This window comes from Streptosporangium sp. NPDC023825 (assembly GCF_040639575.1).
Taxonomy (GTDB): domain Bacteria; phylum Actinomycetota; class Actinomycetes; order Streptosporangiales; family Streptosporangiaceae; genus Streptosporangium.
Genome location: NZ_JBFAAE010000004.1, coordinates 163,819 through 189,045, shown reverse-complemented (window position 1 = coordinate 189,045; position 25,227 = coordinate 163,819). Strand labels below are relative to the sequence as shown.

General features: G+C 59.9%; 24 protein-coding genes. All 24 read right to left on the bottom strand.

Features of this window, described 5'->3' with window-relative positions; all coding sequences use genetic code 11:
- Position 1 precedes the first annotated feature (1 nt).
- The 24 genes from AB0G15_RS05415 to AB0G15_RS05300 all read right to left on the bottom strand — a co-directional run bounded on the left by AB0G15_RS05415 (position 2) and on the right by AB0G15_RS05300 (position 24,788).
- Positions 2–997 carry a hypothetical protein gene (locus tag AB0G15_RS05415; protein ID WP_362835589.1) on the bottom strand — a complete coding sequence of 332 codons (996 nt, stop codon included), beginning with the start codon at positions 995–997 and terminating at the stop codon, positions 2–4.
- A gap of 18 nt (positions 998–1,015) precedes the next feature.
- Entirely contained in the window at positions 1,016–1,906 is an 891-nt protein-coding gene (locus tag AB0G15_RS05410) for a hypothetical protein (protein ID WP_362835587.1), read from the bottom strand.
- Positions 1,906–3,378, bottom strand: a complete 1,473-nt coding sequence (locus tag AB0G15_RS05405; RefSeq protein ID WP_362835585.1) for a baseplate J/gp47 family protein — start codon at positions 3,376–3,378, stop codon at positions 1,906–1,908. Before AB0G15_RS05405 ends, AB0G15_RS05410 begins: the two co-directional genes overlap by 1 nt.
- Positions 3,371–3,790 carry a GPW/gp25 family protein gene (locus AB0G15_RS05400; RefSeq protein WP_362835583.1) on the bottom strand — a complete coding sequence of 140 codons (420 nt, stop codon included), beginning with the start codon at positions 3,788–3,790 and terminating at the stop codon, positions 3,371–3,373. Before AB0G15_RS05400 ends, AB0G15_RS05405 begins: the two co-directional genes overlap by 8 nt.
- Positions 3,791–3,900: 110 nt before the next feature.
- Positions 3,901–4,599 carry a phage baseplate assembly protein V gene (locus AB0G15_RS05395; RefSeq protein ID WP_362835581.1) on the bottom strand — a complete coding sequence of 233 codons (699 nt, stop codon included), beginning with the start codon at positions 4,597–4,599 and terminating at the stop codon, positions 3,901–3,903.
- A complete protein-coding gene (locus AB0G15_RS05390; protein ID WP_362835579.1) occupies positions 4,596–5,648 on the bottom strand; it encodes a hypothetical protein in 1,053 nt (350 codons plus the stop codon). The genes AB0G15_RS05395 and AB0G15_RS05390 overlap by 4 nt, the downstream gene beginning before the upstream one ends.
- Before the next feature lie 342 nt (positions 5,649–5,990).
- Positions 5,991–6,698: a hypothetical protein gene (locus AB0G15_RS05385; protein WP_362835577.1), complete on the bottom strand. Its 708-nt coding sequence runs from the start codon at positions 6,696–6,698 to the stop codon at positions 5,991–5,993.
- A complete protein-coding gene (locus AB0G15_RS05380) occupies positions 6,698–9,796 on the bottom strand; it encodes an NlpC/P60 family protein (protein ID WP_362835575.1) in 3,099 nt (1,032 codons plus the stop codon). Before AB0G15_RS05380 ends, AB0G15_RS05385 begins: the two co-directional genes overlap by 1 nt.
- 140 nt (positions 9,797–9,936) lie before the next feature.
- A complete protein-coding gene (locus AB0G15_RS05375; protein ID WP_362835573.1) occupies positions 9,937–10,785 on the bottom strand; it encodes a hypothetical protein in 849 nt (282 codons plus the stop codon).
- A 58-nt stretch (positions 10,786–10,843) separates the two neighbouring features.
- The gene (locus AB0G15_RS05370) at positions 10,844–11,389 is read right to left on the bottom strand and encodes a phage tail protein (RefSeq protein WP_362835571.1); all 546 of its coding nucleotides are present in this window, start codon (positions 11,387–11,389) and stop codon (positions 10,844–10,846) included.
- A gap of 12 nt (positions 11,390–11,401) precedes the next feature.
- A complete protein-coding gene (locus tag AB0G15_RS05365) occupies positions 11,402–12,958 on the bottom strand; it encodes a phage tail sheath subtilisin-like domain-containing protein (protein ID WP_362835569.1) in 1,557 nt (518 codons plus the stop codon).
- A gap of 19 nt (positions 12,959–12,977) precedes the next feature.
- Positions 12,978–13,595, bottom strand: a complete 618-nt coding sequence (locus tag AB0G15_RS05360) for a hypothetical protein (RefSeq protein WP_362835567.1) — start codon at positions 13,593–13,595, stop codon at positions 12,978–12,980.
- Positions 13,596–13,726: 131 nt separating this feature from the next.
- Positions 13,727–14,266, bottom strand: coding sequence for a hypothetical protein (locus tag AB0G15_RS05355; RefSeq protein ID WP_362835565.1), 540 nt, complete (start codon positions 14,264–14,266; stop codon positions 13,727–13,729).
- Positions 14,266–15,075, bottom strand: a complete 810-nt coding sequence (locus AB0G15_RS05350) for a hypothetical protein (protein WP_362835563.1) — start codon at positions 15,073–15,075, stop codon at positions 14,266–14,268. Before AB0G15_RS05350 ends, AB0G15_RS05355 begins: the two co-directional genes overlap by 1 nt.
- Before the next feature lie 970 nt (positions 15,076–16,045).
- Positions 16,046–16,465, bottom strand: coding sequence for a hypothetical protein (locus AB0G15_RS05345; protein WP_362835561.1), 420 nt, complete (start codon positions 16,463–16,465; stop codon positions 16,046–16,048).
- Positions 16,465–16,716 (bottom strand): hypothetical protein, encoded by a 252-nt coding sequence (locus AB0G15_RS05340; protein ID WP_362835559.1) that lies wholly within the window; start codon positions 16,714–16,716, stop codon positions 16,465–16,467. The genes AB0G15_RS05345 and AB0G15_RS05340 overlap by 1 nt, the downstream gene beginning before the upstream one ends.
- Positions 16,701–17,042: a hypothetical protein gene (locus tag AB0G15_RS05335; RefSeq protein ID WP_362835557.1), complete on the bottom strand. Its 342-nt coding sequence runs from the start codon at positions 17,040–17,042 to the stop codon at positions 16,701–16,703. Before AB0G15_RS05335 ends, AB0G15_RS05340 begins: the two co-directional genes overlap by 16 nt.
- A 74-nt stretch (positions 17,043–17,116) precedes the next feature.
- Positions 17,117–17,581: a hypothetical protein gene (locus AB0G15_RS05330; RefSeq protein ID WP_362835555.1), complete on the bottom strand. Its 465-nt coding sequence runs from the start codon at positions 17,579–17,581 to the stop codon at positions 17,117–17,119.
- A 644-nt stretch (positions 17,582–18,225) separates the two neighbouring features.
- A complete protein-coding gene (locus AB0G15_RS05325) occupies positions 18,226–18,903 on the bottom strand; it encodes a N4-gp56 family major capsid protein (RefSeq protein ID WP_362835553.1) in 678 nt (225 codons plus the stop codon).
- Positions 18,904–20,005: 1,102 nt separating this feature from the next.
- Positions 20,006–20,761 carry a hypothetical protein gene (locus AB0G15_RS05320; RefSeq protein WP_362835551.1) on the bottom strand — a complete coding sequence of 252 codons (756 nt, stop codon included), beginning with the start codon at positions 20,759–20,761 and terminating at the stop codon, positions 20,006–20,008.
- An 11-nt stretch (positions 20,762–20,772) separates the two neighbouring features.
- On the bottom strand, positions 20,773–22,401 hold the full coding sequence (locus AB0G15_RS05315; RefSeq protein WP_362835549.1) for a phage portal protein: 1,629 nt from the start codon (positions 22,399–22,401) through the stop codon (positions 20,773–20,775).
- Between the two features lie 143 nt (positions 22,402–22,544).
- Positions 22,545–22,754, bottom strand: a complete 210-nt coding sequence (locus AB0G15_RS05310) for a hypothetical protein (RefSeq protein WP_362835547.1) — start codon at positions 22,752–22,754, stop codon at positions 22,545–22,547.
- Positions 22,754–22,921 carry a hypothetical protein gene (locus tag AB0G15_RS05305; RefSeq protein WP_362835546.1) on the bottom strand — a complete coding sequence of 56 codons (168 nt, stop codon included), beginning with the start codon at positions 22,919–22,921 and terminating at the stop codon, positions 22,754–22,756. Before AB0G15_RS05305 ends, AB0G15_RS05310 begins: the two co-directional genes overlap by 1 nt.
- Positions 22,922–23,240: 319 nt before the next feature.
- Positions 23,241–24,788, bottom strand: coding sequence for a hypothetical protein (locus AB0G15_RS05300; RefSeq protein WP_362835544.1), 1,548 nt, complete (start codon positions 24,786–24,788; stop codon positions 23,241–23,243).
- Positions 24,789–25,227: the final 439 nt, after the last annotated feature.

The window sequence follows — 25,227 nt, the reverse complement described above, 5'->3', positions numbered from 1 at the left end:
CCTAATAGGAGTACTTAGCGCCTGAATATGTGTAGGTGTTTCTGGGCGCGTATGCTCCGAAGTAATTTTGTCGCTTTTCGTTTGCGTAGGCCTGTGCTTCGGCCAGGCTGTTGAATTTCGGGTAGGGGGAGGAGGCGAAAGCCGGATGTGTGCTGTCGACGACCTCGATGTTCGCGCCCACTCCCGGAGGGGAACCTGCTGTCCAGCCAGTGGAGTAGTCGTGGTCGAGCGTGCCGCCTACGGGGTACAGGGTGGCGATGATCGTGTATTGCTTCGTGCTCGGCGTGACGACTACTTGTGGTGGCGGTTCCACATCCGGGATGTCCTCAAAAGGGATGGGGCCGCCTTCCCCCGGCGGGTGGCATCTGACCATGTGGACGCGCATGTAGGCGTTGTAGATCAGTTCTCCCGGTGATCCTCCGGTGTTGGTTCGCACGCCCATGGAAATGGTTGTGTTCTTCGCGAGATTCTCTGTCCACGTCAAATGGTTGTGGAGCGCAGCCCGGTTTTGTGGAATTTCTTCGATGACGTTTCGGACACCGACGTCGTCGCCGTTGATTTCCAGGCGAAGTAGCCGGGCCGCTTGATGCTGAACGGTGGCCGGGACGGATTTCCAATCACACTTCAGGGTGATCTGCCACAGTCCTGATTCGTTGATTTTGATGCCGGTTCCGGTACTCATCGAGAACGGGTCGTCGTCGGCGCGCAAGGTCGGACGGACCCAGACGCCGGGGGTGACGGTGGCGTCTCGGGTGGATCCACGGAAGATGGGGATTTGTTCTCCGCGTGCCACGTGCTGAATGCGTGCCGCTACGGTGCCGTGGTTCGGGTTGACCATTCCTGGATTCGCGGTGGCGATTTGGGGAACGATTCCGAGTGTTTGCTGAATGGCACTGGTCTCGTCTTGGACACTGTTCATGTGCTCAGCCCACACAATGTCCAGATAATTACGTTTGGTGGTCCACTGGCGGTACGCGTTAGGGTATGAAGCCGTCATTTAACTAACTTTCCTGAATTAAGAGTCCGGCCCATTGGTGCCCAACTGGTGCTGAGTGGAGACATACGCAAGACCGCCGTCGGCGTAATAAACGTTGTAGCTGCCGTCGTATCGCTCGATAGCCATACCGAGTTTTCTCTGCGCCGGCGGCTTCGGCGGATCGGGCTCTCGCATGATCACCTGACTGACCGGCCCAGGTGGAAGCGTCGGGGGCGTGACGGGAATCTCTTTGAATTCCGGACTCGGCAAGCCGGTAACGTTTTCCGTCCCCGTGCAGCGCACCAGGTATACGCGGAGGTAGACATTCACCGGGATGGAGGTCTTATCCGGGTCGGCGTTGACCGCGCGAAGCGAAAGGCTGATGTCGGTGCCTTTACTCATGCGTTCTTGCCAGACGACCATCGTGGATAGGTTGTCGCGGTTTTTGACGGTTTCCAGGACGCTTTCCCGTAGACCCAGATCGGTGCCGTTGATCTCGATGCCCATGACGCGGGTGGTCGGGTGCACCGCCGTGGCCGGCGTGGACGGCCACGTCGCCATCGCGTTGATCACCCAGTAGCCGGTCTCCGGCAGCCGGTAGCCGACCTGCGTCGATGCGCCGTGGGTGTCTTCTGAGGCCGTCAACTCCGGGCGCACATGTTGATTCGGCGTGATCGAATCGTCCAGGCGGATTCCCCGGTAGGAACAGAACGGCTCTCGCCGCGCCGATTTCTGCACGCGATTCGCGACCGTCGTGTAATCCGGGGTGAGCTCGGCGGGGTCGGCGGTCGCGATCTGAGGATTGATTCCCAGCGTCAGTTCAATGGCTTTGATTTCGTCCTGGACGATGTTGAAATGCCGCGCCCAGATCGGGTCGATGAAATCGCGTTTGGTTGCCCAGGAAGCCAGTGAGGGCGGGTAGGAGGCCACTACTGCGACACCCCGCCCGTCGTGGTCAACGCCACCGTGCCGAGCACGGGCAATTCCCACGGCGACAAGACGATGTCGTCGATCCCGGATTGGGTGGCGTCCGAGCGCGCCATCATCGGAATGTTGACGTTGATGACGCCGGGAAGTTGCGCGACGGCGGTGTAGATGGCGCCGACCGTGACGCGGGATCCGAAACTGATGGAGGCGTTTTTGATGGTCGCGGCCAAGGTGGTGCGAACCTGCTGCTCCACAACCGAGTTACGCCAGGTCGGGGCCGCGTACACCCGCATCGGCAGGAGTTCGGTGCCCAGGTTGACGCCGATCAGCGTCGGTCCGCCGACGGTCACCGTCACCCCGGCCATCGCCGCGTCGTCCAGTTGCGCCTGGGCGGCCTCGATGAGCTCGGTACTGGGCAGGGTGCGCTCGGGTCCGGCGATGTAGACGATCACCGAAGAGGCGACCTGAGAGACGGCCTTGGCCGCGCTCACACCGGGCACGGTCAGCGCCACGGCGGCGTAGTCGGTCACGGTGACAGCGCGCTCACGGGCGATGGAGGCCGACGGAGCGTGCCGGCGCACCTGCTCGATGTCTTCGGGTCCGGTGCCTCCGGTGACGGCCGAGCTGATCGCCTTGCCTTCGCCGTCGTAGGCGACGGTGACACCGGGGATGTCGGTGTCCAAGAATTCGATCTTGTTGGCGGCCAGGTTCCCGGCCTTGCCGACGCCGACGCGGTAGGTCGCATAGATCCTGGCGCCGATTTCGGGCACCGCACCGTTGACGCCGTCGCCGAAACACACCATCGTGATGCCGCTGGCCGTGGGACGCAGGGTGTAGGCCAGGTCGCCCTGGGCGGCGTAGGCCAGCCGCGTCAGGTAGGTCCACTCCAGGTCGGCGTGCTCGGCCTCTACGTACACGTGCACGCTGCCCTCAATCACGCCGGGCTGGCGGATCGCCACCCGCTGAGCCTCCCGGCCGGTCGACACCCCGATCTGCTCACGAACCGTGGTGCGCCCCTCGGCGATGTCGACCACGACGGTGCCGCCCTCGGCCGGCACGGTGACCTCGGTGACGGTCTCGTAGATGACCGGGCCGTCGACGGCATCGACGTACACGCTGGACAGCTGCGTCCCGGCCGGCACCACCACATCGGTCGCCTGGTCGGTGTCGGTGATCAAGGTCACGGTGCCGGTCGCGGCGATGCTGCCGTGCGGGATGTAACCCAGCATCGCCGCCAAAGTCATGATCGACTCAGAGGTCAACGCCGAGGGAAGGAAACTCTCCCGCAGCATTCGATCAATTGCGTAATTGTTCAGATCTGCGGCGTGGGAAAACAATTCGGTGAACATCACACCGAAATCAGCCTCGGAACGGGAGGTCCATTCCGGGATCAGAACCGCAGCGCGACGGAGAAGGTCAGCGCGAATATCGCCGTACTCGGCGGCGGTATAGTCAACCGGGATGATCTCAGCCACGGACCCACTCCTTGATCTGCCCCTCGGAGATGCGTGCCTGATGCACCATCGGACCGCCTTCGTTACCTTCGGCGTTCAGCCGCCGGTAACGCATTTCGATCTCTGTCGTGTGGCCTTCGTCGTCCCGGACCGGAATAACCGACTGGACTTTCAGTGCGGGCTCCCACATCGCCGCCTGAGCCTCGGTGAGGTTACGCAGCTCCACGGCGATCGCCGGAGTGTGCGGCTCGTAAAGAAACGAGGCGACCGGCACACCGAATTGCGGCAGCATCACACGCTCGGACGGCTCGGTGCCGACAATCGTGATGAGCCGCTGACGGATCTGCCGATCCAAGTCATCTCCGGTGACGACACCACCGTCCGCACCGAAACGAAAAGGGAGATCAACGGCGATCGGTGGGCGTACCGCCATCAGATACCGCCGCGCATCCGCCGCAGAACAAGAACATCCATAAGTACACCCGCTCAAAAGATACGGAAATCAATTCCGTAATCAGTTTATTTGCGGGGCTCTTTATGGTATTACTCTGCGCTGTTCAGCTTCTCTTCGAGGTCACGAATGCGGTCGCTCTGCTGCGCGACAGCGCTCCACAAAATGCCGACCAATGACGCAAGGTCAACGTGGTCACCACGCCGGACCAGATCAGGGAGCGTCTCAGCGATCGGTCCTACGCGGGTACGGTTGTCTCCGTGCTCAGGCCGGTAATTCCACAGCTGAGCCGGAGCGTTCCGGATCGTCTCCAGAGGGTCGAAATCCAGCCGGCGGATGTTTTCCTTCAGCTTGTGACTGGAGCCGACCTCGAAATCAGAGGCGACGCACGGCACATACCCGGAGGCGTCCTTACCCTGACAATGCACCTTGCCGCCGGAAGCGTTCACCGAACTGGTCGAGCCGGACATGTACGCGGTCCCAGCCGGAGCCCGTAGCCGCATCGGCCCCGTCGGATGCGTCAACTCCACGTCATCCAACGTGTTGCGCATGATCGCGCGTTTTTTGTCGTAAGGGATGTGGTAGACCGGGTGGCGGATATCTCCGGCCAGGAACCGGATCCAGACCTTGTCGCCGACTTTCAATTTCGACAGCATCAGCGAATCCGGATTCGCCCACTCGCTGATCTCCGACCCCAGGACATCCGGCACCTTCGCCTGGATACGATTCTTCTTCTCAGGGTCATTGACCGAGTGGACGATCCCCCACCACATGCCCTCAGACGGCTTCACAGAACGACCTCACGTATCGACCGCGCTTTCCACGAGGCGCCTGCCACGCACGCGTCATCGATATTCAACACCGTCTGGTCCGAGAAGTTATATGTGTCGCGGGCGTTACGCGCCAATTGGACGTGCGTGTTGAATTTCGCGTGCCCCACGTTCGTCACGCTCGGCGCCAGCAGGTGGTGATCTGCGGCCACGACCATCCATTCCCCGCGAAGATGTTTCGGCAGGGCGCGACCTTTGAACCTCACCGGCTGGCCAGGGGCAAGGCGAGTGGATCCGATCAGGTCAGCTGAGGCGTCAGCCCATTCCTGGCCGGCTGAGGTGTGACCGCCCAACTGGAAATCCAGGTCGTCGATCGCATCGGCCACCGGCTGACGCAACACCGTGGTCCTGGCGGAGGCCGAGTCACGGTTGTGACGCTCCATGAATTTCCCGGTCTTATGGTCGACGCCGTACATCTGCCGGTTCATCTGCCGCCCCTGCTGAGGCATGTCGGTACCCATGTCAGCAGTGAAACGAAAATTGTCCGTCGGCCGCGAGTAGTCTTTGTGGATTTCAAACTCCGGGGCTTTGGTCGACCGAGCGGCAGCCCATGCGGCGATGTCCACGAAATACAGGCAGCCGTTCTCCACCCACATTTTCCGGCCGGTTTTACCGGCTCGTTCCTGAAGCCAGGCGTAGTCACTCACCGCGTTCTGGTACAGGTACTTGTGGATCTTTTTGGTCTTGTGGACCACCGACGACAGGCCGTACTTCTTGGCGATTTTCGTGGCCATCCCCGAGTCGGTGATCTCACGCCACACATGCGTTTTCGCGTCCGCCAGGACATGACCGGTACCGATCAGCGTGTACGCCACCTTGAGCTGCGTCGACTGCTCCGGCATCCGGGTGTCCATCGACGCGTGGTGCACATACCCGTACCAGGTCGTCAGGTCATCCGGCCGCGCACCCCACCGCACTTCGACCAAGGTGTCCTCGGCAAGCATGCGTGGATTGTTCGCCTGCTCCCACGGATACTGCACATGCGCCTGCATCAGCGTGTTGTGGCTCAACCTCTGATTGACCCGCAAGTCCAACGCGACCGGCTTTATGGGCCGGCCGCCGACCCGGAGCTCAAAAAACGGCTTACCCCAATACATTGGGGATCCGAATCATCATTCCCGGAGTCATCCACATCCAGTCAACGACCTCCGGGTTGGCGTCACAAATCATCCACCACAGACTGACGTCGTTGTAGTACCGGGCCGCCAGCAAATCAACCCGATCACTCTCCCTCACCTTATGAAAAGCGAAGAAGAACTCCTGCTCCGGGATCTTCCGCAGCTCACGCCCGTACAACACTCCCCCACGGAAAGGGGATGACACGACCGGCGCGTCCTCATACCGGCTCGCCATTAGTTCGTCCTCACTAGCTGACCACCGAGACGATCATCAGGCAGCCGCTCATAAAATGGGGAGTTGATGTACGACGACGGATCATTTTGGCGGCTCGTAGACGTCGCAGGCGTAGCGAAGTTCTTCGGCATCAGTTGCGCGTTGACGCTGACCGTCCCCCGCAGAGGAATCTGATCCGGATTGAACAACGTGTAGTCGATGCTCAAGGACTTGATGACACCGAGGTAGCGCAGCGGGGAAACCGGGCCGAAACGAAACCACACCGGCACGAACATCATCACGCCATACGCCAGACCGGTCGTGGTGCCCGAGGCCAGCGTCGATTCATCCTCCACACCGACCAGCGTCAAAAACGCCTTCGCGTCCCGCCACACACCGTCGCGATCACCGTTGTTGACCTCAAACGTGCGGTCAAACAACAGCTGGAAACTCACCGACTGATTCGTCACACCGCGATACACGCCAGAAGAGTCCCGAGAGTCCATTCCCGGCGGGATCGGAATGTCCTCTTCCTGAGCACCCATGCTGTAGGAGGACGAAATCGTGGACGGAGCGAACAGGAAATCCACACGACGCGCCGACCCGGCGTGCATGTAGATTCCCATCGAGGTGTCCTCTTCAATCCAGCCGCGCTGAACCTGCACCATGCGCCCGTGAGGACCCATCGCATACCGAATACGCGGGTCAAATGGACCGTTGAGCGACATCACATACCTCTAGCGATTTTCTGATTCCGAGAGAGCTTCTCCAGCTCGGCGAACAGCGCGGCAGCGTGCGACTTGGCGTTGGCCGGGGAAGCGCCACCGGAACCGCCAGAGCCCAGGTGCAACACGATGGAGCCCGGCGCGAACGTCCAGGAGGTCCCACCACCCCCACCGCCGGCATGGGCGTCCTGACGCGTCAGCACGTCACGGATACGCCCGGCCTCGGGAGCGGGCACGATCATTTCGCCCTGGTGGACGGTGGCCAGCTCGTCTTCCTTGACCCGCCAGGCACCCTCGCGATACCAGCCCGTTTTCTGCGAGTGGGCCCATGCCGACGACGGCGTCTTGTACCGGCCGCTGATGTAGTTCAGACCCCACTGAATCTGCGCCTTGGGGTCAGCCATCCACTCTTCGGTGACCACCCCCGGATGGGCGCTAGGAAGCGCCTGAGGGATTCCGGCCGCGCCACTGGACGGATTGACCGCCCGGTGATTCCACGAGCTCTCACGCATCCACAACTTGCGCAGCGCATCCCACTGCGGACCGTCCCAGCCGCGTCCAGCGGCCATCTGACGGCCGAGCCGCTGATTGGCCGCCGGGTTGCCACCCTTGCCCAACTTGCCGACGCCCTTACCGCCCTTGCCCTTGTTCTTGCGCGGGTCAGGGCGGCTCGTCGACGAGCTCTCGGTGTCCGGCGTCGGCGCCTCGGTGGACGTCGACGCACTCTGAAGCCAGCCCGCGCCCGAGTCGCCGCCAGCAGCGAAAATCGCGCTCAAGACATCAAGCTCACGCTCACCCGGCGCCCCGGCCTGGCCGAGGATCGAACCGCTGCCAGTGACGTTGCTCCCCCAGTCGGTACTGGTACCGCTGATGTCCTGCGGCCGGGCCGGGTCCGGCTTTCCGTTGGCCTTCTGCTTGCCTGAGCTGTCCATAGCCGTGGGATCGGCGCCGGAGCCGTTTCTCCACGACCCGCCGCCGCCCATCATTCGCCGCACCGCCAACACACTGCTCGGCTTTCCGGAATCCACCGAAACAGGACGGCGCTTATTCGGCGCGTGAACATATTTATTCCCGCCGACCCACATGACGACATGGCCGGCGTGCGGGAAGATCAAGTCTCCGGGAAGCCATTCAGCCGGATCACGCGAGATCGGGGTGCCCTTCTTGATCTGCGTGTACGTCGTCCGGGAAATATCCTTGCCGACGCTCTTGTAAGCAGCCATCGTCAAGCCGGAGCAGTCGAAGGAATTCGGCCCCTCAGCACCCCACACGTACGGCTTTCCCTGCTGCGCCAAAGCAAAGGCGACAGCGCCGGCAGCACTACCGGAAGCCGACGGCTGAGAGCGCTTATCCGACCCCTTACCTTTCCCCTTGCCTTTTTCGTTGGCTTTCGGCAACGGCGGAGGAACAGCGGAAGCACCAGGCGGAACGTGGGTTTGCGCACCACCACCAGAACTCAGGCCGCGACCACCCAGCAGCGAGCCAATACCGCCGGACATGTCACCGGCACCACCGGAACCCATCGACGGAGGATTGACCGGCCCGGCGATTTTCGGCACCGTCCACGGAACCGTCGCACCACCTCCGGTGAGCCACGGAATGATCGCACCAGGATTGTCCTTCAGCTTTGAAATGGCGCCACCCATACCGAGGACAGCTTTCACCGGCGGCAAATCAAGGAACGTCTTGATGAACTTCGTCCAGTCCTCAACGGCCTTGGACGACTTCTTCAGATTCTCGATGTACTCGTCAAAAACAGCGCGGTCACCTGAGCGGTCGAGAGCGGCAGTATCCTTATCGATTTGGAACTGCGTTTCCTGCCAGTTGTACTTGTCTTTCAATTCTTTTCGAGCAGATGCGTACCGAGGACTGGCCTTGTTTGAAGCTTGCGCAAGAAGATCGTCAGCCTTCCGATAGTCCAATCCGTGTTCTTGCAAGTCGGCCAACTGAGCGGTATAGCTGGTGAACATCTCCGTAGTTTGAGAACCCCACCCCATGTTTCGGAGCAGGTAGTGCATCTTTCCACCCTCTTGCAGGGAGGATTGCAAACGCTCTTGATCAGGGCTCGCTGTGCCAGTGGCGGTGTACATCATGCGCCTGGCCAGCTCTGCGTTACCCACATACGACCGAGTCTTCGGATCGAAAATCGACCCCAACCCAAGCTGCAACGCGCGATGCTGGGAACGTGGTCCTTGAATTTCACCGGCCGACACAGCGGCGTCCGTAGAACCATAGGAAGCGTTTCCGACGACCATGCCAAGTGAACGCCACGCTTGATCAGACGCATAGTCGCGGGGACTAGCAGCCGTCGACATACCACCAGAGGTACGAATTCGCGCCAGTGCAGTGGCAATGGCGTCCTGGTGGTCAATGGCGATGGTGTTCGACGGCTTGGCAGCCGATGGCCCGAACGCCTGATTCAAGAATGTGGCGCGACCTTGAGCGGCAGTTCCGGACTGGCCAAGTGAAGCCATCGCGGCGGCCAATTCCATGGCCGTCATGTCCTGCATTTTCGCGTCGCCGTACGCGCTGAGAGCGCCTATACCCCGGCCGGTGAAACGCGCCACACCGTAGGCAGCGGCTCCGGTCATCGTGCCCAGATAAGTCGCGCCGGAGCCGGGAGGCTGAGCGCCGGCCGCCACATGACCGCCGTTACCGACGCGTGCGAGCATTGACGCGCCGGCCGCCTGTGCCACCGCCCCGGCGACACCACCACCGTTGGGAATTCGGGCGGCACCGGCAACAGCAGCCACGGCGCCGGCGGCGGCACTGCGGTGACCACCATTGGGGATACGCCCGGCGGCAGCTGCTGGAGCGGCGCCTGGAGCAGCCGGAGCAGCGGTGCCGGCCAGCGCGCCGGAGCCGGAGAACGTCGGCGTCGGCGTGGTCCGTCCGGCCTGCCCAGGAACAGTGAAGGGGTAGGAACCCCGCATCCCCGAAAGCAGGTCTGAGCTCTTACCGCTCCGGCCGCCCGTCGCCTGGCTCAGGGTGCCCGACAGGCGCTCGATGCGGTGACCGAGGCTGTCTAGGGAGCGCTGGAGAGAGTTCCAGCCCAGTAGGGTGCCGTCATTCGCGCCGGAATTCCCGTCGCTGTTAGCCACGGGCTCTCCTCTCCAGGCGCCAGTAGGCCGCCTCCATCAGGTAGATCCGCTCAGTGCGGGTCAGGGCTCGGACGTCAGCCACACGCCAGCCCGGATACAGGGCGAGGAGTTCGGCGTAGACGTCCCATAGGGCTGTGCGATCAGCCGCGAAACAGCAGGTCGACGGTGATCGAAACCTCCTGCTCCAGTTGGCAGTCAGGGCAGGTGATCTTGACCTCGTCCATGCGCGGTCCCGGCCGCCTGGATTGCAGGTCACGCATGATGGCTCGCCGATCAGCGATCGACAGGGAGCGAGCCTGATCAGGGTTGGTGCCGATTTCGGTCTCCGTGCCGTCGGCATTGATGATCGCCAGCACTGTGCGCGACAGCAGGAGGGTGTCTTGCTGAGCACCGGTGAGCTTCTTGGTTCGGCTGGCCTCAAGCAGCGCCAGCTGGTCGTAGCCGGTGACCAGCTTCACGCGGGCTTTCCGGCCCCGGTTGAGGTCGACGACGATGGTCATCTCCCCCGGCGTCGTCGACGTCACGGTGGGGATGTCGTCCAGGTCGATCGACAGGGCGAACTCGCCGGAGCAGCCGGGGCAGGTGTACTTCTCGATGTCGATCGTGGGACCGAAACACGCGCGGCGGATGCCGAGGATCAGCGCGTCGCGGTCGCCTACGAGCATGCTGTCCAGGACCGCCGGCGTGCTCAGCTCAGCGCCACCGAGGGAGACCACGCCACGATGTAGCAGGGTCGTGATCATGCCCTCGGTGGTGGTAGCGCGCGACAGTTCCTCTTCGTCGGCGCCGGTCAGCTCCCGCACGCGGGCGGTTCGGACCAAAGTGCCGTGACGCACCAGGCCGCCCGGCAGGGAGACCTGGTCGTCATGGAGCTCCCCGATTTCCGGCCGGGGAGACTCCTGCTCAAGCACCGACTCCATTTTCGCCGCGACACCGGGGTCAGTGGCGTCGAAAAATTGAATCGACGATGGGCTGTTTTCGGGAAACACACGTACTCCAAATGGTGAGTCAGGTGAGGTAGTCATATGGGAATCCGGCTCCGTAAGGTCAGCTCATGCTGAAGTCGGAGGTGGTGAGGTTCGTCGCGATACCAAATTCGATGCCTTCGTGCACGATCGTCATCTGCTGAACAATGACGGTGTTGGCGCCGGCGTCCAGGTCCGAGAAAGCGATCGAAGAAGGCCATGCTTGGTGCAGTTTGAAGCTGGCCTGAACGACGCCCTTGCCGCCCTTGTTGGGGTGGGACATGACGTCGATTTGGATCGTGGTACGGAAGTCGTTGGTCGGATCACCCTTGGCGTCAGCCTGGGTGTAATCGAACAACTCGTTCATCCACTTCATCATCTGGGCGTCGCCGACAGCCAATCCACGGCTGAAAGTGACAGGGCTGAAATCTGTTTGACCAGGCAATTTATGGGGGCTGGAATTATACCCCCCCTCCCTATACGGGATAACGTCGGTCGTGATGTTCAAACCGGTGATCGACATGAAGCCGATATTGGCGAACCGGTTCTTGTTGCCGTCGCCGATCGTGACCTGGAAACGGAAACTCCGTAGCGGGTCGGTCTCTAGTCGCTTAAGCTCTGTAGCCATCGTCTAGTCCTTTCAGCCCGTGATTCCGGGAATCGAGTCCTCAGACGTGGAAGCGCCTGCATCGTGCTGCCCGATCCGAATGACGATAAATTCGGCCGGATACTTAAACGCGATGCCTACATCGATCACGCACATACCGGCGTTGATCTTGCTCTGAGGGTTATTGTCGGCGTCGCACTTAACGAAAAACGCCTCATTGTCAGTGCTTCCGGCAAGCACCCCAGCCCGGCGAAGAATCGACAGGTAACGCGACACGACAAGCGTGATCTGAAGCCACAGCTCCGGGCCGTTCGGCTCGAAGATCGCGAAACGAGTAATGTCCGCGAGCTGCTTACGAAGCAGAATCAGAAGACGTCGGACCGGCACGTACCGATCGGGGAGCTCCAACTTCAGCGTCCGCGAACCCATGACGCAGATGCCGTGGCCGGGAACCTGCCGGATAATGTTGATGTGGTCCTCGGCGGCAGCGTCGAGCTCGGCCTTGGTAAACCGGGTCTCCGTGGCCAGCACGCCATTCAGGCGCGTCTCGATACCGGCCGGAGCCTTACCCACGTGACGCAGGGAGTCATTGGCCGCGTACCGGCCGAGAATGGCACCACCCGGAGGCAGCAGCCGCACCGCGCCGTACAGGCTCGTGCTGGGGTCCGAGCACATCAGCCACGGCCCGTAAAGGGCACCGTGCGAAGAGGCGGTCAGCGGAGTAGCGCCACCGACCATGCCGGTGTAGCCGGCCAGCACCTGGGCGGACGTAGAACCCTCAGCGGCCTTCGGACCATCGATGACGACAAAGACCTTTCCGGTCTCTTTCGCCCACGCCATGATGGGATTCAGCGTGGTAATCGACGTGATACCGGGGAGGTTCAAGTCGATGTTGACATCAAGGTCTTCGAATTTCTTCGCGGCAGCCACGAGATCATACGGAGCGACACCCTCAGAGCCGGTACCCATGGTCGCTGTCTGCGCCGGCAGGACGTCATTGGTGGCGTGGTAGGTGTAAGTGGAGTTCACCTTCAGGTTCGTCAGCTTGACGGTCTGCGAACCGGCGAACGGCGAATTGACAATGCTGATCGCATACCGGCTGTCATCCGGATTGATCGACAGATCCTCAAACCGCTCCAGCTCAAAGCCGGAATTCAGCACCAGCAAGTGGAATCGGCCGACGGCGCCAGTGGGCACCACCTGCACCGTCAAGGTGTTACCCGTGGTACCAGGGGCGATCGCCTCAAGCTTGACCGCGTCCAACGGACCGGAAGAACCACCAGGAGTGGAGTCGACAAGCTTGCCGACAGCAGCCACGGCATCCGACCGGACCGCACGCTGGATATAGCAGCGGTTACCGCCGTTGGCAAAATAAAGACTGACGGCAAACGGCAGGAACGAGTTCCCGGTAAAACCGCCGAAATGGTTGGTGTACTGCGTCCAGCTCGTAATGAGCGTAGGAACCGCAGGACCCTTGTTCGCGACTCCGACAAACGCGGCAATAGCGCGTGCGTCGCCGTAACCAGACCCGCCCTTAGGGGACAGATCCTCCTCTACGTAAACGCCCGGAGTCAAATAATTCGTGGCCAAGACTTCTCCTTGAGCGGCACTATTGGGCGCCGGTCGTCTCGTCGAAGTAACCGAGCTGCTTTACGCCGCTGCGGTCGAAAACAGTTCCCTCGACGTGATCCGGGAAATTGCGCCGTTCGATGTCCCAAGGCGTCATCTCGGAGAAGACGCGAACCAGATAATGAATCTCGAAAACCCGTTTATCGTCGTCGTCGCGGTAGTCGTTGGTCGTCGGTCCCCCGATGAGGTCCATGGACACGCGGACATTTCGCTGAGGTATTTCCAGAGCGCCGAACCTTCGCGGCAGGTAGCGCTCCGAACCCAGCAGCGCAATCAGGTACGCCTGCTGAGCGTTAAAACGTGTCCGGACAATAATTTCGTAGTCGAAATTGAAGGGAAGCGGGCATTCCGCGTACCAGCCCCACCGGTCATCCGAGTCAGGAAGCTCATCACCCTCAGGCCCGTAATCGATAGACACCGTGCCACGGTGCTCACGGTCCACAGCCGGCGAAATATCTCGGCGGGTGATCGTGATCGACGGCCACTGCATGGGAGCGGCTTCGGTCTCTGGCGTGCTGAAACGCACCTGGACCAAGCCGACCTGAGGGATATGAATGCCAGACAAGCGCCGCAGAATCGCTTCGTCCTCGTTCAACACCCACGGCATTACCGACCGCCGCGAGCACTAGGACTGGACGAGAACACGTACACCTATCCGAATTCATGAGAAAACCATTCATGAATCAGGGTAAAGGGGTATAAGGCGCCGATGTTAAAGCCGAAATTCGGCTACGAAAGCGGCAGTCCCTCGGCGTACTCCTTGCGGTGCCAAGCACTGAACTGCTGGTCAAGCAGAAGCTCATCAGGACGCAACTGATTGCACGTGATCGACGCCGTCATATCGTGCTGACGGATCTGACCATGGACCTGAATTCGCGCCAGCCGGAAGACGCGCTTGTCGTAAACGATGCGATCCCTGGTGTAGAAACCGTGGTCGATATCCATCTCCCCCAGGCCCGCACGAGTCAACGACGCGTACGGCACCTTGAAGTACAAGGTGTCGGTCCAGAACAGGCCACCGTCGCGGTTGTACGGCATACCCTCTTCACGGATCACGTCAATGACCGGAAGGCGCTGAGGACCAGCGAACCACCGGCCGGAGGCGGTCGGTTCGTCATAGACCGAATGCTCGGCCGAAGCGTCCTCGCGGTAGCGGTAGTAATCGCACCAGTCGCCCCACACGCCCGAGACGGCGAGCATCGCCCGGTCGTACTCGTTGGCCTCGAACACCGGATTGAACCGGCCGTTTTTATTATCCAGGCGCGACATCAGACACCCCACGCGCCGTAGATCGGCGACGGGATACCGGACTCGTCCTCATGCGGGGAGTCCACTGGGGGCAGCCGCCGGCGTGGGAGGTCCCACTCGTCGTACTCCCTTGGCGTGAAGACTGGCACCAGGCGGCCGGTCTGAAGCGAAATCCGGCGAAGGGTGTCCATCTGAACGCGGTACAGGCCGATACCCATCTGCTGGCAGATCTGCTTGTACCGGCGCGTCAACGCTTCCAGGTGCGTCATGATCTGCTCGTAGCGCTGACCACGTTGGATGTGTGTGCCCTCAGACGTCACGACATTGATGTCTGTGGCCGCATCAGTCGCCGCACTCCAGAGAGCCTCGATGGCCGCCAGGATCGTCACAGGGACGATCTCAACCGCTCCCAGGTCGGCCAGCGTCTTGGGGCCCCGCTCGTAGCGGATGTGGCCAACCTCGTCCTTGTACCGCTCGACCGTCTCGACCTCATACAGGTGCTGCGCCAGGGCGTCGTTAACGAACCGCGTAATCTCGGCGTCCGTCCAGACCGGGTAGTGAGAGCCGGTGATGACCACCGTGGCCAGCTCGCTCGGCACGTCCAACAGGGTCAAGATGCCGGACCGCTCGGTGACCGTGTACCGGCTGGGATCAACCACCTCGCCGGGCAGCTGCGGCTCGGTGATCACCACCGTGAGGGAGTCGGGGTCGACGTTGCGCACGCCGAGCTCGATGACTTGCCGACCGCCGATATCCGGTCGGACGAAATCCTCGGCTTGATCGCCGAGCTCCATGCGGACGCGGGCGATGACATCGGACAAAGTGGCCATACGTCAATGGTTACTTGATTAAGGCTCAACTTATAAACGCAGGTAGCGGTGAACCTTGCCGTCGCATCGGACAACCACTATAGTACTCTGCATGTGCCCACAAACTAGGCTCAACATTCCAGTCGGCACCAGGTTCGGCAAATGGGTTACAGTGGGAGATCCCTACACGGCGAAGGCCAAAGATCGCACCATTAAGTTCGTCGAAGTGCTATGCGACTGTGGCACACGTAAGACGGTCAGGGTGACTAACCTCAAATCCGGCGTAACGAAAAGCTGCGGTTGCTTTATAAGCGATAGGCCTGGGCCAGAAAAAGTTCCCATAGGAACCAGGTATGGGTATCTAACCACGGTGGGCGTGCCCTACCGGACCGGAAAAATCGGCAAGCAGCGTTCCACGGTCGTTGAGGTCTTATGCGACTGCGGAAAGCGAAAAATAATCAGGCTAGAATCTCTTAAATCCGGCGTAACGAAAAGCTGCGGTCATCTAAGAAATCCCGTTCACGTGCCGGTAGGGACCAGGTTCGGATTTCTGATCACGATAGAAGAACCACGTACTGGGAGACATGGACGTGTAGTTAAGGCTAAGTGCATCTGCGGCACGGAGAAAGATTTCATCGCGACGAATCTAACATATGGTTTGTCCCAAAGTTGCGGATGTTTTGGGAGGAAAATACGAACAGCCCCCGAGGGGCAAGTGCCACCTGGGGGCCATCCGCAATGACAATCCATCAAATGCGTGAAACAGCACGCGTCCAATCCGTCGCGAGGATTCGGCGCTAGTTAAAGAGTACCTAGCTCTCAGGCCACTGCAAGGAGGTGTATCAACTACGTACCAGGAGAACTTGATAACAGTCTCATAACGCAGAAGACCCCCAGCACCCGAATGGCTGGGGGTCTTCTATGGGGTCCTGCCACGGCCACGTCCATCAGCCGAGTCTTCCGTAACACGAAAGACTACACCACCTCGCACCTACGAAGAGGTGATAGTGAGCTTGTTAATCGCGATCTGCAACGCCTGACCTGCGACAGGCTGCTGAGCCGCGTCCAGCTCCCACTTATAAATGATCTTGCCAGCGGTACCCGTGCCGACCGTCACCAAAGCCGCATGGGTCGCCGGAGACGCCATGTCCACGGTCACCGGCCCGAACGTGATCACCGCCGCGTTCTTGGCCACGCTGGGGTAGGCGTCTGTGCTGTCACCCCACGTCACCGGCTGGCGAGCGTAGCCGGCCGTCGACACCTCCGGCAGCGCGGTCAACAGGGCGTTGTTCGCAAAATCGGCAGTACACAGAGCCAGGTACGTCGTCCTCGGCGCCGAGTGATCGATCGCCTTACCCGTCTGGTAATCGACACCCAGCTTGGCGCCATAGGAGGTCGGGTTACCGGCCATTACTTACTCACTTTCGAAAACAGTTCCTGCCACTGAGAAACCGGCAGAGCCAGGATCCGTAGAGCACCGTCAGCGTCCGTCAGTTCGGCGCTAACCGTGTCCTCAGCCGACGCACCAAGGCCTGGAGTACCGGGCTCGTAGATGCCGACGACCTTCGCCGTGACGCCGGCAGAAAGAGCTCCAGGACCGGAGCCGAAATCGGCCTTCAGCTTGTAGGTCTCATCGACCTTCGGAGTCAGTGCCACACGCACCCCTTCTCCTCAAGGTGCTGGTACACATGAGTCGGGACCGTGTACGTCTGGCCGCGATAAAAGTTGTAGTTCGTGCCCTGACCGATGGTCACGTCCTCAAGGTCGACATTCACCCGCAACTTCTTCGTCGGGGAGTCAACGGAGACCTCGTTATTAACGGTGGCCTCAGGGGTGTCGTCATAGGGGTCCGGATCGATATCGGGCGCCACAGTGACAGTCGAGATCTCGCTCTGCCGGGCCTTGATCTCCTCAGCGCGAGCCTCAGCCAACTCAGCGGCCTTACGACCGGTCACATCACGGGGGTTCTTACGGTTGGCGGTAGCCAAGTCATTCTCCGTTTATCGGTTACGTGCGGGCACAAAATAATTTTCGGCACCACACCTAAAAAAGTGTTAACTGCTCAAAAGAGCTTCCCCTGCTGGTACTGGTCAGCACGCTCCATGGGAAGGCGCATCGCCAGATACCCCTTCTGGAAGTCCTCCTGTTTCCCGGAGGACCGATATACGCCGTTCCAGCGAGTCGACCTGTCCCGAATCTTGTCCGAGCTGTCAGGGATCGACTTCCCCTTGTAACCAGGGAAGCGGAAATTCGAGTAGGTGTAGTTGTCCGCGTAACCCTCTTCGGCACCCTTCAGAGACAGTCCCGAAAACTGCGACCGGTGCGGCGCCTTAGAGGCAGCAGAGACGGCATGACCAAGCTCATGGATCGCCGTAGGCGTCGACTCTGAGCCAGGAGCCAGTTCAATGTCTCCACCATTCGTCTTCCCACGCTTCCCTTGCGCAGCAAGACGAGAAGAGTTAGCTCCCCAGTACTCGACGCTCTTGACGTCCTTAGCTGGGATCGTCGACCGAGAGAGGTTGTTCACCAGAGCAGACCGGACCCGATGTGTGTCTTTAGGGTCCGGCGTCTCTACCTCTTGCAGGTTGCTGCTGATCTCAGCACGACGCTCAGGGGAGAACCCTCGGGGTTGGCGAGACTCGGGTGTGCGGAACCCGGCCCCGGCACGGAAGAGTGTTCCTTGGCTATTGACCTTGTTTCGTGTTTGAGGCCGGAGGTCATAACCATATTCGCCAATCGGCATGGCTATTCCTTAGAGCCCTCAACAAGGGGCCTGAGGGGGGAATCTCAGACCCCTTGGAGGTACGGAAAGCTGGGTTCAGAAACTGAACTCAGTTCGTCTCGGCGATCACGACCGATTGGTCCGTAATTAGGCCGAGCCCCCAAATTGAGTACCCACTCATGTTACGCATCTGCCATTCAGCAGACGGGCTAGGACGTTTCCGCCTAGCTCTCCATCTTTCCCATTGATGGAGGTCGGACTATATCTTCATCTCCAGTCCCTGACGCCTTGCGGTATCACCGTCAGGTCCTATAGGAGAGCCTCGCGTGTAGTCTCTACGGAGTCCCAGATACTTGGGTTCCCTCGGTATTCCCCTGAGCATTCTCGGAGGGGTTCACCGATACAGCGAAGTGTTTACTTACTGCTCGCGCAATAAGGGCCCAATACGTTTAGGCTAGGGCGTGCTCTCGTCCAAAATCGAGCACACCGCCGTCCCGGAGTTCCACCGGGAGGCTGATCGCGTGGCCAAACGCGTTGTCGCCAATCGAGATACTCTGATAAACCGGCTTCGGGGTACCAGAACCAGGGTCGTGAACGGTTTGCTTGACCTGCGTGGTCTCCACGAAGATCATTTCGTCAATCATCCCTACGGTTCCAGTTTGAAACGCGCCGGGCTGGGCGAATTTCGAGGCCTCGATCCACGACGGGTCATCGCGGAGCTTACGGCTCTGATGAGGATGGATGAAAGAAATATAATTGCTCCCCAATCGGGGGACGTTCTTTGTCGCAAGTGTCTCGGTAATATCTTTCACGACCGCAGTCGTGTAGTGATGATTACCAGTCAGAGCGGCCCGGTTGGCGGCCGGAGTACCCAGGTCATAAGGCGAAATCGCGGTCTGGCTAGAAAGCGTGTACTTATTGTAGCCATAGACCACTGAAGTGGCCTGGAGCAATGTGTCGCGACTCGACTCATCCAAGTAGGTAGCCATGTTACGGCCTAGTAGCCTGGAGGCTGTGGCGAGCACATCATCGAACGCGGCGTTTAGCAAGAACTCACTGACGGCGACGGCATACATTTTGTTACTCGCGCCGATTTCGGCGGAGGCCAGATCATTTCTGCCTGGCACTACGTCTTTGCTATCGACGTAGATCGGACTATGTCTTAAACTCCAGCCCTGAGCTACTTGTCACCTAAAGCTCAAGCCTGTTGGAGTCTCTTCGCGTGTAGTCTCTACGGAGTCCCAGGTGTGGGTTCCCTCGGCATTCCCCAACGTTCTAGAGGGGTTCGCCGATACAGCGAAGTGTGCTCCTGTGAGTCACCCCACAGGGCGGCCATTTATCGTTGACCGTGTTCCGCGACAGTGATCGAGAATTGGCTAGCGGTGAGGGCGGCGGTTTGCATCCGCACACCTTCAACGAGCTGGCTAGCCTTTCCCAAATTATTATACCGGGTGAAGTTTACTTGTAGTCCCGGTTGAACACCGAGCTCAGTTTTCTTGCAATTCTGTTACCCCCTGGGGGTACTTATTCCCAGGTGTCCAGGTCATTTCTGCCTGGCTCTGCACCTTTCCCATCGGATGCAGATCGGACTATGTCTTAATCTCCAGTCTTAACGACCAAGGTACCTGTCGCTAATCCTCTGGGAGATTCCTCGCGTGTAGTCTCTACGGAGTCCCGGTACGGGTTCCCTCGGCATTCCCCATGTTGTCTTGCCGCTCTTGAGTTGTCAGTTGGTGGGGTTCACCGATACAGCGTGGTTTTCACCTGCGAATCGCTCCGCAGGGCGGCCAAGTTACTGGTAGACCGCGAATTGCTCGAACCGAAGAATCGGCATCGCCTGAAAGCATTCTGTTACCCGTTATCACGGGGCTAGGACGTTTCCGCCTAGCTCTGCATTTTTGCCATCAATGCAGATCGGACTATGTCTCCAACTTCAGCTACGTCCGGCTGTACCGGCCTGACGGTTCTATTGAAGTTGCCTCGCGTGTAGTCTCTACGGACTCCCCGGTACGGGTTGCCTCGGCATTCCCCGAAGGTGCTTCGGAGGGGTTCGCCGATACAGCGTGGTGTTTACTCACCGGTCACCCGGTGAGGTCCCCTTTTCTAGAGGATTTCCTTCGACCACAGGGTCTGGATCACAGGCGAAAGGTTAGTGTTGGTGCCCGCGTAAGCGGTTGGTGTAGCCGAAAGATTCGGTGTACCGGTAATACCGGAAGCCATCTATACGTCCTATCCGAAGAGACCTCGATTGGTATGGGATGCCGAGTTCAAAAGCGCCTCACGGTGCTTGGCGTATTCGGACATCGGCATGGACCCAAGCTCTTGCGGAGAGTACGTTTTAGAGGCCGATTGGTTGTCCAGGGGTCCATCTGCGGAGTATCCGGTTGCGGATACTCCACGCATGTTTGCCGCCAGGGCGGCGCTTGCTTCCCCGAGCTTGGCGGCGATAGCGTCGGTCTTCGCCTTCATGAGCGAGATGGACGCCTCCACCTCCTCAGGGGAGTTTCCAGTAATCAGGTCGATCAGCTCGGGCGCGATATTCTCGCGCTCTTCGTTGACACGACGCTGGATATGAGCTTGGAGCGAGGCGAACTGCCGATCCTTCTCCAAGATCGCGCGCTCAGCGGCACGCTCTTGCTCTAGCCGAGTAATCTCGGCTCGGTACTCACGGTCTCGCTGGTCCAGCAGCTCCCGGAGGCTCATCTCCTCCTCAGCGGCTTTACGAGCCGCCTCAGCCTCAGCAGCCTGACGGGCGGCCTCGGCCTGCTGTAGAGCCTCACGCTCAGCCTTGAGGGCCTGAAACTCGGCCTCCATGGCGTTGAGCTTCGTGCCCTGCTTGGTGAGCCGGTCGTACAGCTTGTCCTTCTCCTGCTGCCTGGCGGCGGCCAGGTCGTCGGCCGTGTAAAGCGGGCCGGCGGGAGGGACGACGGGCTCAGTCGGAGTGATGATCTCTGGAGCTTCTGGCATATCGGTGGTGCGGTTCAAAGTCTCGGATCCTACGCGTTATCGTTATCCGGATTTCGGCGCTGCGGAATTTTGCTTCCGTACGCCGTGGTCACGATTTGGTTAGTGAGTTTTTCTTCGAGGCCAGCCAAGACATCCGGCTGCTTAGGCAGCGGCGGCATAGCTGGTCCAGAACCCGCAGATTCCGATGTAGTAGCCGTGAGCGGTTCCGGTGGGCCATCCCCTTGTGGGAGGACGCCCGTAACTGAAACAATAGCCGATGCGATTTGCGCGTTTAGCATGTCAAGCGCGCCCTTCTCAATGGCGTCTTGCTTCAGCTCGTCAAAGATCTCTGCCATTTTTTCATCGGGGAACTCTTCCCCCATGGAATGCAGAGCGCCACGCTTGGATTCGAGTCCAAGCATGAGCATCATCTGGACTTCATTCAGTTTGATGAGTGCGTCGACTGGCAGCGGTGGCGGCCAGGAACACTCAGTTTGATAAAGCAGCGGGTCGCGGGGGTCTACACGCGTCGGCTGCCCATCTTGAATGATTCCGTCCATCGTCGGGTCGTAGGTCAGAGTTTCGGGCTCGAATAGGAACAGGGTCCTCAGTACGAGCTCGTTGATCCGAACCAACCCGGTGGTGTATGTACGCTTTTTGCGGGCGTATTTTTGCATCGCCGGCTGATATTGAATAGCGAGGGCAACGCCAGAGGTGTTACTAATCGGCTGCATTTGCCCGAGAGCCGTTTCCGGCACACCGGTCATCTCATGCATCGAACGCTTGAGAAGCTCTAGGTAGGCCAGCGGCCCGGCGAGGTCGACGCCGTTTTCGAGGTTGTACACATTGGCGTCCGGTGGGAGCCCGCCCCACACGTTCTTGGCGCCACGCTGTAGGTTCGAAACTTTTGCGCCCGTCACCACGGTAATCGGCGCTGCGTGATATCCGATGATGTCGCTGACTTCGGTCGCTTTCTCATTGTATTCCCTGTTCAGGGAGATGATCGACTCGATGTCAGACTGTCCCCACGGGGAGCCTGAAACGAACACGTTGGGGATGTGGACGACCGGGATGACACCTAGCGGATTCGGCCGGGAATCGATGAGCTGGTCATCGACGAACTCCTCAATGACGTCGTCTGTGATGATCTCCGTGTACGTCATCACTTGCCGCGTACCCTCTAGCGAGGTGGCGAAAAACCGGTACTTAAGTTTGAACCGAATCAACCGCCCCCTATCGTGGGGGTGCCATTCTGGGAAGCAGTGCGAGGAGTTCAACGGAAGGATTCTAACGCGGCCTGGATGCCAGTTTCCGGCGGTGTCGTTCCACTCGGGGTCGTAGGCGACTTTGACGAACACGTCGCCGGAGACGCCGCCCTGTTGCGCCATTTCGGCGAGGACGGATGGCTTGTCGTTGTCCACTTCCCAGACGCGGTTCAGAAGCGCTGGAACGATGTGAGCGTACTCTTTGGCGCTCTTGAAGTGGACGCCACGGGTGAAGCTGAAGTCGGCGATGAAATCGGCCAAGGCTTGGACGTAGTTAAACGTCAGCTGGCTCTCGCCGTGCTCCCGCCTGTGCGTCCAGTGGTAGCCGAGATACCAGGCCCAATTGCGCGAATAGCGGGACAGGCGAGGTCCGTGAATGGCGTGCTCCTCGTCGGAGAGCTCGACCAGGCCCATGGGGCTAATCGAGATCGCGAGGTTGCTACCTAGCGCCTGTGTGGTGGGCGGGTAAAACGCTATCGACATTTCCCGGAAATCTGTGTGCGCAGAATGTTACGATTTCAGCGTATTGTCGGCGCACACAGATTTGTTAACGTCCACTAGTGACGAGCTACCGAGGCGTTAGCCCAGAACATGACCTCTTCGAGGTGGGTAATCGCCAGCGCCTTTTCCCGGCTCTCAGGAAGACGCTCGTTCAGCACGTACGCCAAGGACTTGCACATGGAGCGAATGGCCTCATGCTCTTCGGCGCGTTCCGGCGTAGAGGCCGGGTGGAAGTCGAATCGGTTGGCGATGTCCTCAGGGGTCACTACTCGGTCACGACCGTGGGATTGCGCCGCATGTAGTGCGATCCGGAGCGGTGAACGACGTCCCACTTGGTGTCGCCATAGTCGCTGAAAGCCGAATTGGCGAACTCAGAAAGGAAGGTCGGAGCCTCCGGCCAAGCAGCAGAACCGGCGTGAGCTCGCTGCTTCATGGTCTCCTCAGGACCCTTTCGCCACACGTTCGCATTGTGGTTCGGATTTCCTGGGGAGGTGTCATAGCCACTCATAACGCCAACGGCGAAATCACTGGGGACGTCACTATCAGTCCCTAGCCCTTCCTGGAATCGCATGGGGCCGACGCCGCCGGCACGATTCGGGGCAACGGAGCGCTCGAAAACCGTGCCGACTCGCTCCGGGAAATGGGGGGTGGGGGCGAGAGGGGAACTCTCGACGGGGTCTTTAAACACGCTTTCGCGCCCTTTCGGTAGGTACCTTATTTCAGGGTAGAAATAAGGACCCGTTTCTTATTAATCACCAGGGCGTGTTGGTGACTTCAACCTCAGGCATTTGGTGGTCGGCCGTCATGATGCAAGCCAGCGCAAGGGAATCCGGGTAATCGTCGTGGGCGTCGGATTCGTCGGGCGCCTCGGCCAGCATGTGCGGCCCGGTGAATACCTTCTGTAGGTCTTCCATCTGCTGCGAAAATCGGCGCCAGGACTTGAGCCGGCGTGTCTTCGCGTGCGCAGGCCAGGTAATCATTCCCCGGTCCATCAGCTGTGCCAGGTGCTTCCAGCGCTTGCTCTGTTCCGGCCTGGAGCTCGTCAGAGCCTCAATGTGGGTAAACGGCATCAGGCGCTGGAGCCGGTCGGCTACAACGTCGCCTACGCCGCCGGCGTCGATGCCTATAGCGAAAACGTTATAGTTCGCTAGAAAGTCGCAGATAAGTGCGTATTGTTCTTCCCATTTTTCGCCGGAGAGGTCGAGCCAGTTGAGGATTCTGTGGGGGTAGATGCCGAATTCGTCAGGCCGGTCCCAGTCGACGTAGACCACGGTGACGATGGTCGAATCTTGCTTCCTAGCTGGGTCGATGCCGACGACGACCGGCGTCTTGTGCCAGGCCCGGACAATCTCCATGCTCTTGTCACCGAGGTCTTCGAGGACCTGCGAGGTGGTGAACATGCCCTTTTCCAGCAGCCACATGAGGCGGTAGCTCAGCTTGAACTCGTCGCTGTCCTCGCCGATTCTCAGCAGTTCCTTCTTCACAAACCGGCCGTAGTGCGGGTTCGCCTTGGCTGCGGCCTTCCAGTCAGCCTCAAAGTGGTTCTGCCTGGCGCCGCGCTTGAGGGCTTCCCGCTTGTTCAGCTGGATTTGGGAATAAAAGACGCCCTTCTCATAAGAAGGTGTCCCAGTAAACACCATAGTGCCGTTAGTCGAGGCAGCCATTGGTCCGATCGACTTGTTGACTACTTTCGCATCGGCACCCTGGCACTCGTCGATCAGAATGATGTGGTAGGTACGGCCTTCGATAATCGCCCTGGGATGAGCGGTCTGGCGCCGGACCAGGGATCCGGATCGCAGCGTGATGGTCCTGCCCTTACCCCTGACGGCGTCATTGATATCGGGGTCGGACATCATCTCTAGAGCGCGTTCGCTCGTTAGTCGAGCAACGATGCGTCCATACAGGGTGTCTGCCTGGTCTTCGACTGGCGCGAAAGCTCCGACCCATACTCCCTCGCGGAATTTTCCCAGGAGGTCGGGGTACACGCGAGCCAGGACCGGAAACAGGATCATGACGGCGGCAATGGTGTTGGCAATCGTCTCCGATTTGCCACTCTGCCTGGACCACAAAGCGGTGATGGTGGCGCCGTCGCCAATGATGATGGACTGGACAATTCGGCGCGCGGCCGGCCGCTGGTAGTTATACAATGGGTGGCCTGAGAGTTCGTCGACTACCACCATTACGGCGTCGATGACTCGCTCGACGAATTCGGCCGAGAGCGGATCTAGGTCCACCTCGGTATCGAGACGCGCTTGTCGTTCAGCCGCTGTCTCGTCTAGGTATTCGTCGTCTACTGCCACAAAAAAATTCCTCGATTAGTGTCTCCTAATCGAGGTTAGAGAAAGCCGGCCTTAAGTTATTAGTGCGAGGGAGCACCGTGGGCCCCGGTCCGGAGACCGTCTTCATGATCAACCTGTGCCTTGACATGATCAAGGCCGACGTACCTGATCATGTCAAGGCGGACGTCGTGGCTGACGCGGCGGATCTCATGCTGACGGAGGGCTGGCAGCCGGATGAGGTCATGACCCGGTTCCGGAAGGACCGGGGGGTCATGGCAGGATTCGAGAGGGTCCGTAGGGATCCTCGGGTAGACCGCTGGCTGGAGAGGCACTCCTAGCTCCAGACAGCAGCAGGGCCCCCGGCGGACAGAGAAAACTTGTCACGGTTTGTCACCCCGCCGGGGGCCTCAGTCACCCATCACCCCGAAAATCGGGATTTGAGTGCGTTTGTCATATTATA

Coding starts and splice junctions, on each gene's coding strand:
- AB0G15_RS05415 (WP_362835589.1), bottom strand. CDS start 997: ATGACGGCTTCATACCCTAACGCGTACCGCCAGTGGACCACCAAACGT.
- AB0G15_RS05315 (WP_362835549.1), bottom strand. CDS start 22,401: ATGGGCCTGGTCGAGCTCTCCGACGAGGAGCACGCCATTCACGGACCT.
- AB0G15_RS05400 (WP_362835583.1), bottom strand. CDS start 3,790: ATGGCGGTACGCCCACCGATCGCCGTTGATCTCCCTTTTCGTTTCGGT.
- AB0G15_RS05305 (WP_362835546.1), bottom strand. CDS start 22,921: ATGAAGCAGCGAGCTCACGCCGGTTCTGCTGCTTGGCCGGAGGCTCCG.
- AB0G15_RS05385 (WP_362835577.1), bottom strand. CDS start 6,698: ATGTCGCTCAACGGTCCATTTGACCCGCGTATTCGGTATGCGATGGGT.
- AB0G15_RS05345 (WP_362835561.1), bottom strand. CDS start 16,465: ATGGCCGGTAACCCGACCTCCTATGGCGCCAAGCTGGGTGTCGATTAC.
- AB0G15_RS05370 (WP_362835571.1), bottom strand. CDS start 11,389: ATGGCTACAGAGCTTAAGCGACTAGAGACCGACCCGCTACGGAGTTTC.
- AB0G15_RS05355 (WP_362835565.1), bottom strand. CDS start 14,266: ATGTCGCGCCTGGATAATAAAAACGGCCGGTTCAATCCGGTGTTCGAG.
- AB0G15_RS05350 (WP_362835563.1), bottom strand. CDS start 15,075: ATGGCCACTTTGTCCGATGTCATCGCCCGCGTCCGCATGGAGCTCGGC.